Annotated in this window: 15 protein-coding genes; 9 read left to right on the forward strand and 6 right to left on the reverse strand. The window is 74.2% G+C overall.

Annotation, left to right across the window (positions count from 1 at the left end; translation table 11 throughout):
- Positions 1–27: 27 nt before the first annotated feature.
- From SM573_RS08425 to SM573_RS08435, 3 genes are read right to left on the reverse strand one after another with little or no spacing between them, the layout of a single operon-like run.
- Positions 28–612, reverse strand: a complete 585-nt coding sequence (locus SM573_RS08425) for a CGNR zinc finger domain-containing protein (protein ID WP_474611191.1) — start codon at positions 610–612, stop codon at positions 28–30.
- An 18-nt stretch (positions 613–630) separates the two neighbouring features.
- Entirely contained in the window at positions 631–1797 is a 1167-nt protein-coding gene (locus SM573_RS08430) for a glutathionylspermidine synthase family protein (protein ID WP_474615859.1), read from the reverse strand.
- Position 1798: 1 nt separating this feature from the next.
- Positions 1799–2068: a hypothetical protein gene (locus tag SM573_RS08435; protein ID WP_474611189.1), complete on the reverse strand. Its 270-nt coding sequence runs from the start codon at positions 2066–2068 to the stop codon at positions 1799–1801.
- A 97-nt stretch (positions 2069–2165) separates the two neighbouring features.
- On the opposite strand from SM573_RS08435, the gene SM573_RS08440 reads away from it, so the two are divergent.
- From SM573_RS08440 to SM573_RS08480, 9 genes are all read left to right on the forward strand, one after another.
- Positions 2166–3086 (forward strand): proline dehydrogenase family protein, encoded by a 921-nt coding sequence (locus SM573_RS08440; protein ID WP_474611188.1) that lies wholly within the window; start codon positions 2166–2168, stop codon positions 3084–3086.
- Positions 3087–3207: 121 nt separating this feature from the next.
- A complete protein-coding gene (locus SM573_RS08445; protein ID WP_474611187.1) occupies positions 3208–4005 on the forward strand; it encodes an alpha/beta fold hydrolase in 798 nt (265 codons plus the stop codon).
- Positions 3998–4576, forward strand: coding sequence for a TetR-like C-terminal domain-containing protein (locus SM573_RS08450; RefSeq protein ID WP_474611186.1), 579 nt, complete (start codon positions 3998–4000; stop codon positions 4574–4576). The genes SM573_RS08445 and SM573_RS08450 overlap by 8 nt, the downstream gene beginning before the upstream one ends.
- The gene (locus tag SM573_RS08455; RefSeq protein WP_474615860.1) at positions 4573–4911 is read left to right on the forward strand and encodes a YrdB family protein; all 339 of its coding nucleotides are present in this window, start codon (positions 4573–4575) and stop codon (positions 4909–4911) included. The genes SM573_RS08450 and SM573_RS08455 overlap by 4 nt, the downstream gene beginning before the upstream one ends.
- 53 nt (positions 4912–4964) lie before the next feature.
- The gene (locus SM573_RS08460) at positions 4965–6254 is read left to right on the forward strand and encodes a hypothetical protein (RefSeq protein WP_474615861.1); all 1290 of its coding nucleotides are present in this window, start codon (positions 4965–4967) and stop codon (positions 6252–6254) included.
- A 456-nt stretch (positions 6255–6710) separates the two neighbouring features.
- Positions 6711–6920 carry a helix-turn-helix domain-containing protein gene (locus SM573_RS08465; RefSeq protein WP_007465625.1) on the forward strand — a complete coding sequence of 70 codons (210 nt, stop codon included), beginning with the start codon at positions 6711–6713 and terminating at the stop codon, positions 6918–6920.
- Between the two features lie 336 nt (positions 6921–7256).
- The gene (locus SM573_RS08470; RefSeq protein WP_007465623.1) at positions 7257–7358 is read left to right on the forward strand and encodes a 30S ribosomal protein bS22; all 102 of its coding nucleotides are present in this window, start codon (positions 7257–7259) and stop codon (positions 7356–7358) included.
- A gap of 120 nt (positions 7359–7478) precedes the next feature.
- Complete coding sequence (locus SM573_RS08475) at positions 7479–8552, forward strand: NAD-dependent epimerase/dehydratase family protein (protein WP_474611183.1); 1074 nt, start codon at positions 7479–7481, stop codon at positions 8550–8552.
- 140 nt (positions 8553–8692) lie between these two features.
- Entirely contained in the window at positions 8693–9550 is an 858-nt protein-coding gene (locus SM573_RS08480) for a lysophospholipid acyltransferase family protein (protein WP_474611493.1), read from the forward strand.
- 38 nt (positions 9551–9588) lie between these two features.
- Here the strand turns inward: SM573_RS08480 and SM573_RS08485 are convergent, their stop codons facing one another.
- The 3 genes from SM573_RS08485 to SM573_RS08495 all read right to left on the reverse strand — a co-directional run bounded on the left by SM573_RS08485 (position 9589) and on the right by SM573_RS08495 (position 12703).
- A complete protein-coding gene (locus SM573_RS08485; RefSeq protein ID WP_474611182.1) occupies positions 9589–10479 on the reverse strand; it encodes an HAD family hydrolase in 891 nt (296 codons plus the stop codon).
- A 79-nt stretch (positions 10480–10558) separates the two neighbouring features.
- Entirely contained in the window at positions 10559–11443 is an 885-nt protein-coding gene (locus SM573_RS08490; RefSeq protein WP_474615862.1) for a DUF5667 domain-containing protein, read from the reverse strand.
- Positions 11444–11731: 288 nt separating this feature from the next.
- Positions 11732–12703, reverse strand: coding sequence for an ECF subfamily RNA polymerase sigma factor, BldN family (locus tag SM573_RS08495; protein ID WP_474615863.1), 972 nt, complete (start codon positions 12701–12703; stop codon positions 11732–11734).
- Between the last annotated feature and the right edge of the window lie 409 nt (positions 12704–13112).

Here is a 13112-nt window from a genome sequence, read left to right on the forward strand (position 1 = left end):
CCGCCGGGAGCGGCGACGACGGCGACCTCAGCTGACCGGGGTGAGCGACGCGGCGGTCGCCGGCTGGGCGGCCACGCTGGCCTGCTCGCCGATGGCCGCGCGCTTGCGGGCCCGGTGGGCGGCCACGTGGGAGCGGGTGGCGCAGCGCTCCGAGCAGAACCGCCGGCAGCAGTTCGACGAGGTGTCCAGGTAGACGTTGCCGCAACGCTCGTCGGCGCAGACGCCGAACCGGGCGCTGCCGTACTCGCACAGCCAGACCGAGAGGCCCCAGACCGCGCCGGCCAGGTATTCGGCGCTCACCGAGGCGCCCCGGCTGGTCACGTGCATGTGCCAGTCGCTGGAGTCGTGGCCCGAGATGCGCGGCTGCACCGGGTAGGCCTCCAGCAGCGCGTTGAGTTCGGCCACCGCGTCGGCGTCCCGGCCGGAGGTGCCGTACTCGAAGACGTCGCGCAGGCGCTTCTGCGCCCGCCGGAAGATCGCCAGGTCCCGCTCCGCGACCTCCTCCCGCATCCACGCGCTGGTGTCGGGGAAGAGGGCCCGCAGGTCGTCGAGGTCGTCCAGGCGGGCGTTGACGAGGTCAACGCCGGTCCGGGCGTACGCGTCGAAGTTCACGCCCCAACGGTAGACGACTCAGCCGGGACGCGGCGCGTCGATGTAGTGCGGCAGGAAACGCGCGTAGCCGTCGGTGATCAGACTCGCGCTCTCGCGTACGCCGGCGCCGGCCGATTCTCCGTCGACGACCCAGCTGCCCAGCACCATCCGGTTGCCCGCGAACTCGGGCAGCGGGCGGAACTCCTGGTAGCACCAGCCCTCGTCGCCGTAGATGCCCGGGTTGGTGATCTCCTCGGCGGGGGTGACGATCCGCACCGAGCCGCCCTCCCGGCCGAGCAGCGGCTTCGCCACGTACTCCGGCATGCCGCGCGGCGAGTCGAGGTACGCGGGCAACAGGTACTCGTGCCCCGGATAGAGCTCCCACAGGACGGCGAGCAGCGCCTTGTTGGAGAGCAGCAGCTTCCAGGCCGGCTCGATCCAGGTCGTGGGGGTGCCCGGCTCCAGCGCCAGCCGCCCGTACGGCTCGGCCAGCATCCACTCCCAGGGGTAGAGCTTGAAGCAGGTGGTGACGGGCTCGTCGGCCGCGTCGACGAAGCGCCGGCCGTCCCAGCCGATCTGCTGGATGGGCAGCAGCTCGACGGTCAGCCCGGCCTGGCGGGCGGTCTCGGCCAGGTAGCCGGCCGTCATGTGGTCCTCGCCCGACTCCTCCTCGCTGGACCAGACCACGTGCACCCGGCGGTCGTGCAGGCCCGCGCCGATCTTCGCCCAGGCGGCGACGAGCCGCTCGTGCAGGCTGTTCCACTGGTCCAGCTCGGGTCGGGTGTGCTCCAGCCAGTACCACTGGACGATCGCGGCCTCGACCAGGGCGGTGGGGGTGTCGGCGTTGTACTCCAGCAGCTTCGGCGGCCAGGTGCCGTCGTACCAGAGGTCGAAGCGGCCGTAGAGGCTGGGCGGCGCCTCCCGCAGGGACCGGGCCACCGCCTCGGCGGCCCAGGCGGGGATGCCGAACTCGGCGTACCGGCCGCGCGCCACGACGTGCTCGGCGGCGGCCACCGACATCCGGTGCAGCTCCTCGGTCGCCTCCTCCAGCCGCAGCACCTCGTCGAGGTCGAAGGCGTACGCCGCGCTCTCGTCCCAGTACGACATCACCCCGCCGTCGGGCAGCTCGGTGTCGACGTACACCAGCCCCTGCTCCCGGATGGTGGCGTCCCAGCCCGGACGCGGGGTGGTTGCCTGCCGCCGCACCTCAGCCGCCGCAGGAGGCGAGATGGGTGCCGAAGCCGCCGCGCTCGGGCACGGCCGCGAGGGTCGGCTCGGGCGCGGTGCGCGCCGCGACCGGCTGCGCGAGGCGCATGCCCATCGCCACGGTCGTGTCGCCGCCACCCGTAGGGCCGAGCGCGCAGTCGTCATCGTCGTCGGAGGTCATGTTGCAGCCGGAGAGGGCGAGGGCCAGCGCGGTGAGCGCGCCGAGCTGCACGGAGGCCGACCGGAGCCGGCGGTGGGGGTGTCGTTCCACGGCATCGTTGTAGCCGATCCGCGCCACGTCCGCCGCCCCTCCCGGCCCCCGGGCCGCCTCTCCGCACGGGCGCCTGGCCGGGCGTTACGCTCGGCTCATGCTCCGTTCCGTCATCCTCGCCGCCTCCCGGTCATCCCAGGTCGAGCGGCTCGTCGCGACGGCCCCGTTCACCCGGGACGTCGTCCGCCGGTTCGTGGCCGGCGCCACGACCGACGACGCGTTGCGCGCCACCCGCGCGCTCGTCAACGACGGTCTCGCGGTCACTCTCGACAACCTCGGCGAGGACACCGTCACCCCCGATCAGGCCAACGCCACGCGGGACGAGTACCTGCGGCTGCTGCGGCTGCTCGGCGACGCGGGGCTGACCCCGCCGGCCGAGGTCAGCGTGAAGCTCTCCGCGCTCGGCCAGATGTTCGACGAGCAGCTCGCGTACGACAACGCGCGCGCGATCTGCGCCGCCGCCGACGCGGTGGGCACCACGGTCACCCTGGACATGGAGGACCACACCACCACCGACTCGACGCTGGAGATCCTGGCCAAGCTGCGCAAGGACTATCCGTCGACCGGCGCGGTGCTCCAGGCGTACCTGCGGCGCACCGAGTCGGACTGCCGCGAGCTGGCCACGGCCGGTTCCCGGGTGCGGCTCTGCAAGGGTGCCTACAAGGAGCCGGAGTCGGTGGCCTACCAGTCCACCCAGGAGGTGGACAAGTCCTACGTGCGGTGCATGAACATCCTGATGTCCGGCGACGGTTACCCGATGCTCGCCACCCATGACCCGAGGCTGATCGCCATCGGTGAGGACCGGGCCCGCTGGTTCGACCGTGGGCCGGAGCGGTTCGAGTTCCAGATGCTCTACGGCATCCGTCCGGAGGAGCAGAGCCGGCTGGTTGGCGAGGGCTACACGGTGCGCACGTACGTCCCGTACGGCGACCAGTGGTACGGCTACCTCATGCGCCGCCTCGCCGAGCGCCCCGCCAACCTCGCGTTCTTCGCGCGGGCGTTGGTCTCGAAGAAGTAACCAACCCCTCATCGGTCCCGCGGGGCCGGCGGCGACCTCCGTCCCGCCGGCCCCTTCTCGTCTCGGAGCCGTCCCGGGCCGCGGCTTGACGACTTAGGCTAATGGCATTAGCTTTAAGGTTATGAGCGTTAGCTACGTCGAGCGTCCCGGCGGTCGGGTCGCCTACGAGGTGCACGGGGCGGGGCCGCTGGTCGTCCTGAGCCACGGCATGGGGGAGAACCGCGGCTCCTACCGGCACCTGGTCCCGCTGCTGGTGGCGGCCGGCTACCGGGTGGCCGCGGTCGACGTGCGGGGCCACGGCGCGTCCAGCGTCGGCTGGCCGACGTACGCCCCGGCCGAGGTGGGTGCCGACCTGCTGGCCGTTGTCCGTGACCTCGGCGGCGAGCCCGCCGTGCTGGTCGGCAGCTCGTCCAGCGCCGCCGCCGTGGTCTTCGCGGCCGCCGACGCCCCCGGGCAGGTCAACGGGATCGTGCTGATCGGTGCGTTCGTCGCCGTGCCGAAGCCCAACCCGGCCATGCGCCTCGCCCAGGCGGCGGTGCTGCGCAGCCCGCGGCTGTTCGGGAGGTTCCACCGGACGCTCTTCCCGGTCACCCGTCCCGCCGACGACGACGCCTACCGGCGGGCGATGGTCGCCAACCTGCGGGAGCCCGGCCGGATGGCGGCCGTACGCGGCGTCGTGGCACCGGTCGAGCCGCACTGGACGACCCGCGCGCGGGAGGTCCGGCAGCCGGTCCTGGTGCTGATGGGTGCCCGCGACCCGGACTTCCGCGACCCCGGCGCCGAGGCGCGGGCCGCGCGGCGGCTCTTCGCCACCGCCGAGGCGCGGATGATCGACGATTCCGGCCACTATCCGCACGCCGACCAGCCGGCGCGCACCGCCGAGCAGTTGACCGCGTTCCTGGCGGTGTGCGGTGCCTAGGGCCGGGCTCAACCAGCAGGCCGTCGTACGCGAGGCGGCCCGGCTGGCCGACGAGGTCGGCTGGCAGCGGCTGACGCTCGCCGCGCTCGCCGGCCGGCTCGGCGTCGCGCTGCCCAGCCTCTACAAGCACGTGCGCGGCGCGGACGCGCTGAGCCGCAAGCTGTCCGCGTTCGCCACCGCCGAGCTGGCCGCCGAGCTGACGACCGCCGCCGCCGGGCGCGCCGGCGCGGACGCGCTGCGAGCCGTCGCCGCCGCCTACCGGGCCTACGCGCACCGGCACCCGGGCCGCTACCCGGCGACCCAGCTCGTGCCGGACCCGACCGACCCGGAGCACGTCGACGCGGGGGAGCGGGCCGTCGGCGCGGTCCTCGCGGTGCTGCACGGCTACGGCATCACCGGCGACGACGCGGTCGACGCCGCCCGGGTGCTCCGCAGCGCCCTGCACGGGTTCGTCTCGCTGGAGGCGGCCGGCGGCTTCGGCCTGCCGCACGACGTCGACCGCTCGTACGACCGGCTGATCGGCACGCTCGACGCGGCCCTGAAATCCTGGCCCGAGGGGCGCACGGCGTGACGCGCGCGCTCGGGCTCCTCCTGCTGTTCCTGCTGGAGCTGGCGGTGCTGGTGGTGGGCGCCCGGTGGGGTTGGGCGTTGCACGCGGGCCTTCCGCTCCGGCTGCTCGCCGCCGTCGGCGTGCCGCTGCTGCTCGCGGTGCTCTGGGGTGTCTTCGGGTCGCCGAAGGCGCGGGTGGCGTTGTCGGCGCCGGCCAAGCACACCTTCCAGGCCGCGTGGTTCGTGGCGGGCGGCGTGCTGCTCGCGTGGCTCGGCCGGCCGCTGCTCGGGATCGCGCTGGTGGTCGTGTGGGCGGTGACCGTCACCCTGCTGCGCCGCGCCGGCCGCCCGGCCTGACCGGGCGGAGGCGCCCTCGCCGAACAGGGTCGGATGGTCGTACCCTTCGGCGGGTGACTGACGGTCTGGACGAGCCCGTACCGCGTCGGATCCGGCCCGTGTGGACGGTCCTCACAGCGGTCGTGCTGCTGCTGCTCGGCTGCGGGCTGCCGGCGGTGCTGCTGGCCGGCGTGGTCGACGAACGCCGCGGGCGGGCGGTGCTGCAGCGGGCACAGCCGAGCCCCGACGATCCCGCGGCGCGGGCCGCGCGTGACCTCGCCGACCGGATCGGCGCCACGCTGGACCGGCAGTCCGCCGCCCTGCTCGCCGGCGACCAGGCCGGGTTCCTCGCCGGCGCCGAGCCGGCCGCGCACGCGGACCTGCGCCGCCGGTTCACCGCGCTGCGGGCCCTCCAGGTGACCGTCTGGCGGGCCGAGGTGACCGGCCTGCCCACCAGCGTCCCGGACCGCCCCGGCGAGTGGCGGCTACTGGTCCGCTACGAGTACTGCTTCGTCGTGCCCGGCTGCCGGCCGAGCCCCGTCCTGGCCGGCACGCGATGGCGCGACGACGGCCAGCAGCCCCGGCTGGTCGCCGTCGAGGAGTCCAAGTCCGCCGAGACCGGCACCCGGCCCTGGGAGGTCAGCGAGCTGGTCGTGGCGACCGGTGCGCGCACAGTCGTGGCCACCACGCCGGCCCTGCGGGGGCGGCTGCCCGGCCTGCTGGCCCAGGCCGAGGCCGCGGCGAAGGTGGCCGACCGGTACGCGCTCGGTGGCTCGACGCCGGACCGGTACCGGATCTACTACGCCGGGCGCGCCGAGTGGGAGCGCTGGTACGGCGGCGACCGGCCGAAGTGGACCGGCGGGTACGCGGTCACCGTCGGTGGCGGGCACCACGAGGTGGTGCTGAACGCGGAGGGAGTGACGACCAACGGGCTCGGGGAACTGCTCCGGCACGAGTTGACCCACGCCGCGTCGCTGCCGGACCAGGGGTATCCGGGCAAGAGCACCTGGTGGGTGGTGGAGGGGCTGGCCGAGTACGCGGGCGCCGAGGGGCAGGCGGTCGACCGGTACCAGGGCATGGCGGACGTGCGCGCGATGATCAAGGGCGGCTGGAACGGCCGGCTCGACGAGCTCGCGCCCGCCGACGACGCGCCCGCCGAGCGGGTCGCGGGCAGCTACGGCGTCGGCTACCTCGCGGTCCGGCACCTCGTCGACCGCTTCGGGGAGCAGCGCCTGCTCGACTTCGTCGCCGCCGTGCTGCACGAACGCGTGCCGGTCGAGCGGGCCGCCGAGGACGTCTTCGGCGAGCCCTGGTCAGACCTGCACGCCCAGTGCGTCGCGTACATCCGCGGTCTGGTCACCTGAGGCGCGGTGACGCCGGTCTCCGCGTTCATGATCCACCGCCCGTCGGCGCGTCCGGCGCACCTGAGACACTGGTCCCGCTCCCAGCGCGGAGCCCCGGTGACCGCGTTCCGGAAGCGGCCCGGGGCACGCGCCCGGTGGCTCCGGTGGCGCCGCCGGGGCCACCGGGCGCCACCGTGGGTCCCGCCGCCTCGCGCACGAGCACCCGCGCCGGCGTAGGGCGTGGCCGCCGCGGGTGCCGGGGTGAGGTCCCGGCAATGGGACACCCGGCGCAGGTGGGCGGAAACCGGCAGGTCAGGACGGGTGAAACCCGCGTCCGAATCATGATCAGTTGTACGAAGGGATCGCGCCGGTCACAACGGCCCCGCTACCGTACTGGTAACACGCGCGTCGCCGGTCCGGGCGGGAGCATCCCGTGGGGCGGGCGTGCGCTGGGCATGGGATGGGGTCGGGTGAGCCATGGCGGGGTCGCAGTCCGACGGTCGACTGTCGGAGGTCAAGTTCCTGACCGTCGCCGAGGTGGCGACGGTCATGCGGGTGTCGAAGATGACGGTCTACCGCCTGGTGCACAGCGGTGAGCTCACCGCGGTGCGGGTCGGCCGGTCGTTCCGGGTGCCGGAACACGCGGTGCACGAATATCTCCGGGGCGCCTTTCAGGAGACCGCCTGAGCCACCCGGCCAGCCGGGGCCGGAAAGCCGGCCCGGTGACGCCGAGCGCGGGGAGTGAGCGCCGAGCCCGGGAGCGGGACGGGCCCGCTGAGCGTGCCGAGCGGACGGGCGAGCCCCGCCCACGGCGACCGCTCGGACGGGTCCGGCGGGCGCATCGACGGGGTCGCGTTGGTCCTGCTGAGGCTCTCCCGCTACCCTGGACCCCGACCGTGACCGCACCCCGGTGCGCCCTGACGCCCGAGCTGGTCCGGTCCGTTGTCCGCAAGCGGTCGCCGACGCCACCCGCGTGGTGGTGGCAGCCGGTCCGCCCCGCACGTTGCATTGAAAGGCTGTCGTATGGGCTCGGTGGTCAAGAAGCGCCGCAAGCGCATGGCTAAGAAGAAGCACCGCAAGCTGCTGCGCAAGACCCGCGTCCAGCGTCGCCGTCTCGGCAAGTGACCGCGGCCGGGCCCATGGCCCGGCAGCGGCGTCACTTGCCATCTGTCGACCCTCGGAGGCTCAGGTGATCAGGCCGTGGACGTCCCGGCTCGATCACGCCTGCCGTGGGAGGTGCGGAAGATGACCCCCGGTGGCACCCCTGGTGCTCCGGGGGTCGTCGTCGTGACCGGGGTCGGTCGTTACCTCGGCGCTCACGTGGCCGCCCGGCTCGCCGCCGACCCCCGGATCGAGCGGGTGATCGGCATCGACCCGCCCGAGTCCGGTGGCGACTTCACCGACCTGCTCGACGGCGTGGAGCGGCTCCGGGTCGACGTCGGCTCTCTCGGCGGCCTCCTCGGTGACCTCGACGTGGACGCCGTGGTGCACCTCGCCCTGGTCACCGCCCCCGATCCGCAGCACGGCGGCCGGGCGGCGATGAAGGAGCAGAACGTCATCGGCACGATGCAGCTGCTCGCCGCCTGCCAGCGGGCGCCGCGGCTGCGCAAGCTCGTGGTCCGCTCCTCGACGGCGGCGTACGGCGCGTCGTTCCGGGACCCGGCGGTGTTCACCGAGGAGACCGAGCCCCGCGAGGTGCCGCGCGGCGGTTTCGGCCGCGACATCCTCGACATCGAGGGGTACGTCCGCGGCTTCCGCCGCCGGCGGCCGGATGTCACCGCGACCGTGCTGCGCTTCGCGCCGTTCATCGGCTCGACGGCCGACACCACGCTGACCCGCTACTTCTCCCAGCCGGTGGTGCCCACCGTCTTCGGCCGCGACCCCCGGCTCCAGTTCCTGCACTTCGACGACGCGCTCGAGGTGCTGCACCGGTCCGTCGTCGAGGACCATCCCGGCACCTACAACGTGGCCGGGCCGGGCGTCCTCTCCCTCTCCCAGGCGATCCGGCGGGCCGGCCGGGTGACCGTGCCCGTGCTGGAGCCCGGCCTGTCCGGGGCCGCCGCGCTCGCGCGCACCCTCCGTCTCGGCCGCTACGGGCTCGACCAGGTCGACCTCTTCGTGCACGGGCGGGTGGTCGACACCACCCGGCTGGAGCGGGAGTACGGCTTCACCCCGCGCTCGACCGCCGCCGCGTTCGACGACTTCATCCGCGCCCACCACGGTGGCGCGGTGGTGACCCGCGAGCAGCTCGCCGCCGCCGAGCAGCTCGTACTCGACGGGATCCGCCAGGTGCGCGCCGCCGTCCGGGAGCGGTCGTGAGCGGGCCGGAGCAGGAGCGCGGCGGGGCCGAGGCGGGGCGCCGGTTCGGCGTACCGCTGGACACGCCCGGCCCGGACGCGGAGCCGGCGCGGCGCAACGGCCACCGCCCCACCGAGCCGGCCGGGCCGGCCGACCCGGCGGTGGCCGACGTGCCGGGAGACCCCTGGGATCGCAAGGTGGCGGGCGCACTGGCGTTCCTGCGCCGGCGGCTCTCCGGCGACTACGAGGTCGACGAGTTCGGCTTCGACCCGGAGCTGACCGAGAAGGTCTTCCACCCGCTGGTGCGGGTGCTCTACCGCGACTGGTTCCGCACCGAGGTGACCGGCCTGGAGCACGTCCCGGCCGACGGCGCCGGCCTGGTGGTGGGCAACCACTCGGGCACCGTGGCGCTGGACGCGCTGGTCCTCGCCACCGCCCTGCACGACCGGCACCCCGCACACCGCTTCCTCCGCCTGCTCGGCGCCGACCTGGTGTTCCGCATGCCCATCGTCTCGGAGCTCGCCCGCAAGTCGGGTGGCACGGTGGCCTGCAACCCGGACGCCGAGCGGCTGCTCGGCGCGGGCGAGCTGGTCGGCGTCTTCCCCGAGGGGTTCAAGGGCGTCGGCAAGCTCTACGCCGACCGCTACAAGTTGCAGCGCTTCGGCCGGGGCGGGTTCGTCTCCGCCGCGCTGCGCACCGGCACGCCCATCGTGCCGGTCGCGATCGTCGGCGGCGAGGAGATCTATCCGATGCTCGCCGACATCAAGCCGCTGGCCCGGCTGCTGAAGCTGCCGTACTTCCCGGTCACCCCGACCTTCCCCTGGCTCGGGCCGCTCGGGATGATCCCGCTGCCGAGCAAGTGGCTGATCGAGTTCTGCCCGCCGATCCCGACGGCTCACCTGACCGACTCGGCGGACGATCCGCTCGTCGTCTTCAACCTCGCCGACCAGGTGCGGGAGACCATCCAGCAGACCCTGCACAAGCTGCTGGAGCGGCGTCCGGACCCGTTCGGCCCGTGACCCGGGCGTAGCGAACGGCGCTCGGCCGCGTGGACCGGTCAGCCGGCCCGACGGCGGCGGTGCAGGGCCAGGCCCGCGCTGACCGCGCCGGCGAGCAGACCCGCCGCCGCCGTGGACGGTACGGCGATCTTGACCGCCCGTCGTCCGGTGCGGAAGTCGCACACGTCCCAGCCGTGCTCCCGGGCCTGGCGCAGCAGGGCGCCGTCCGGGTTCACCGCGACGGGGTGGCCGACGGTCGAGAGCAGCGGCAGGTCGTTGCTGGAGTCGCTGTAGGCGGAGCAGCGGTCCAGGTCGAGCCCTTCCACGGCGGCGAGCTGCCGCACCGCCTCCGCCTTCGCCGGCCCGTGCATGAGGTCCCCGACCAGCCGGCCGGTGTACGCGCCGTCGACGATCTCCGCGACCGTGCCGATCGCCCCGGTCAGGCCGAGCCGGGACGCGATCACCCGGCCGATCTCCACAGGGGCGGCACTGACCAGCCACACCCGCTCCCCGGCGTCGAGGTGACGCTGCGCGAGACGACGGGTGCCCGCCCAGATGCGAGGAGCCATCAGCTCGTCGAAGATCTCCTCGGCGAGCCGCTCCACGTCGTCCACCCGCCAGCCCTCGATGAAGGCGAGCGCCGCCTCCTTGGCCTGGGACATGTCGCCGGCGTGCTCCCGCGCGAGCATCCGGAACCGGAGCTGCTGCCAGGCGAAACGGGCCAGGTCGGTGGTCGTGAAGTAGTTGCGGGCGGCGAGCCCACGGGCGAACCAGTAGATCGACGCGCCCTGCATCATCGTGTTGTCCACGTCGAAGAAGGCCGCCGCGGTCGGGTCCGGCGCGGAGGGCGGTGGGGTCGCCTCGGCCTCCGCCCAGCCCGCGGTGTGGCCATGGACGTCGGTGCTGACCGTCACCTTCCGGCTGCGGGCCACGCGGACTCCCTCCCTCAACCGGTACGTGCGCCTCCAGCGAGGGTAGCCGGACCGGGAGGGCGGGCGGGCATCCCGGCGGTAACCGGGCCGGCGCCGCTCAGCGTTCGGCGGGGCAGGCGGCGGGGGCCGGGCCGAGGACGTCGCTGGCCACCGGCGCGGGAAGGTTGCACCCGATCGCCGCGCGGAGCGCGTCCGAGCGTTCCCGGACGCCGTCGAGCAGGGCCAGCGACTGGCGGGTGCGTTCGCGGTCGAGCCGGGACGCGCCGTCGAGCAGGTCGCTCACGGCCCGCCGCTGGGCGGCGACGAACGTGTTGACCGCGTCCAGGCTCGCCGGGTCGGACCGCTGCACGGCCGCGGTGGCCAGCAGGCGTACGCCCTGGCGGGTGTCGGCGTCCATGTCGTCGAGGACGGCGCTGAAGCCGGCGTGGTCGCCCCGCAGCTCGGCCGCCTCGCCGAGGCGGGTGCGGGCGAAGTCGAGGAACAGCTGGCCCCGGCTGATGTCCGAGCTGGCCAGGGCGAGCTGGGCGCGTTCGGTGGACCGCTTCATCCCGTACAGCGCGTCACCCGGCACCGCGTTCTCGCTGGCGGCCGAGATGCCGGAGACGGCGATCGCGCCGGCCGCGACGCCGACGAGGATCGCGCCCCGGGCCCGGGCGCGGCGGGCGGTGACCGCCGGCAGCAGGGAGTTGCGCAGCCCCTTGGTCTCGGTGCGCTGGCCGGCCGGTCCGGTGGCCGCGGCGGCCTGGTTGCCCAGCCCCTCACGCTCGGCCGTGGCCAGCAGCATGGCGCGCAGGCCGGTGCGGAACTCCGCGTCGACCTCGACCGACGGGCGCTCCGCGGTGAGCCGTTGCCCGACCGCCACGAGCGGTGCCAGCTCCTGGTCGACGTGGGCCCGGACGTGATGCCTCCGGGCGCCGTTGGCCTCGTCGAGAAGCTGGGCGAAGCGCTCGGCGCGCCGGCGGGAGAAGAGGATGTTGTCCACCGCGGGCACCTCCTCTCGCTGGTCACGGCCGGTCGGCCGCCGTATGGGCGACGACCGGCGGCAGCGTGACACCGCGAGGTGAGGTCGGGGGCAGGTGCGGCCCACCGACCTCGGGGGCCCGGGGGGATACCGGGGCAACCACCGGTCGCACCCGGAGAAACGGAGCGCGCCGGGCACGGGTTACGGGGCCGCCGGGTCGGAAATCACATAAAGTGATCAGTGTCACCATGTGAAACCGGCTCTGACCTGCGCCTTCGGGACGAGCGCAGGCCGGTCCCGCCGACGGGACTACGGTTGGAAGCCGTCGGGGAGGAGTCGGGCCAGGGCCCGGACCGCGCGGTACTGCAACGCCTTGATCGCGCCCTCGTTCTTGCCCATCGCCCGGGCCGTCTCGGCGACCGAGAAGCCCTGGAGGAACCGCAGCACGATGCACTCCTGCTGCTCCGGGTTGAGCTGCTTGACCGCGCTGAGCAGGGCCACGTTCGTGATGTGCTCGACCACCGCGGCCTCGGGGCTCCCCTCCGGACCGCGATCCTCGCGGTCGGCGTCGAGCACGTCGCCGGTGGTGACCTCGAGCCGGTAGCGGCCGGACTTGAAGTGGTCGGCGACGAGGTTGCGGGCGATGGTGACGAGCCAGGCGCCGAGGTCGCGACCCTGCCAGGTGAAGCTGCCGATCCGCTTGAGCGCGCGCAGGAACGTGTCGGAGGTGAGGTCCTCGGCCAGCTGCCGGTTGCCGACCCGGAAGTAGACGAAGCGGAAGACCGTGTCGACGTACCGGTCGTAGATCAGGCCGAAGGCCTCGGCCTCACCGGCCTGGGCGCGCTCGACCAGCGCCCAGACCTCGGTGGCCGGGTCGGACGGGTCGGGGCGGCTCGGGTAGCCCGTGCCGGTGCCGGCAGGTGCGGACGACGTCACGGCGGGCAGCACGGCTGTCTCGCCGGCCGACGGGTCGGCCGCCGCGGGGGGATCGGCCACTACGGGGGAGTCGTCGACCCGGCGGCTCTGGGCCGGCATGGTGGGTCGGGGCGGCGTCACGACCAGGCCGGCCGGTTTGGCGTTACCCCCGGGCACCGCAGGCCGCGCGGGCGGCTCGTTGTGGTGCCGGTTGCGGAGCCGCTTGGCGGCGCTGTCGCCCCGGGTCGCGAGGGCGCTGCTGTCGTCGTGCGCGCCCGGACCGGCGGCGGAGCGTTCGTTGACCGCGCTGCTGGCGGCGGGGCCGGTCAACCCGACCGGCCGTTCCCGGTAGCCGAAGGTCGTCATCGCGCCGCCCCCGTCCCGCCGGCCGTCGGCCGGGCCGGTCGAACCGCCCGGCCGCGCCCGGCGAGTGCGCCACGGGCGGGCAGAGCGGGTCGGGGGTGTGCCGACGGGCGGCAGTTCCCCTTGAGGTGCTGGTCCAATGCGCTGACGGGCACGGGGGCCTCCTCGGGCTGAGGGGTGTCGACTCACGGCAAATGGGGTGAGCCGACCCGAGTGATGATAGGGCCAACGTCACCCGCGCGTGGCAAGTCCGTTACACAGGGCCGAAGTATTTCCCGCCGTGTCGCACAGATGGCGGACCGGTTGTCCGTCGTGTGCGGTTGACTTTGGGCAGTTCCGATGGTCCGGAGTGGAAGCCCTGCTCAGAGCGGATACGACCGCCGGCGTTCCGGGCGTGTCGGTCGGCTCCCCG

Source organism: Micromonospora xinjiangensis, assembly GCF_056150165.1.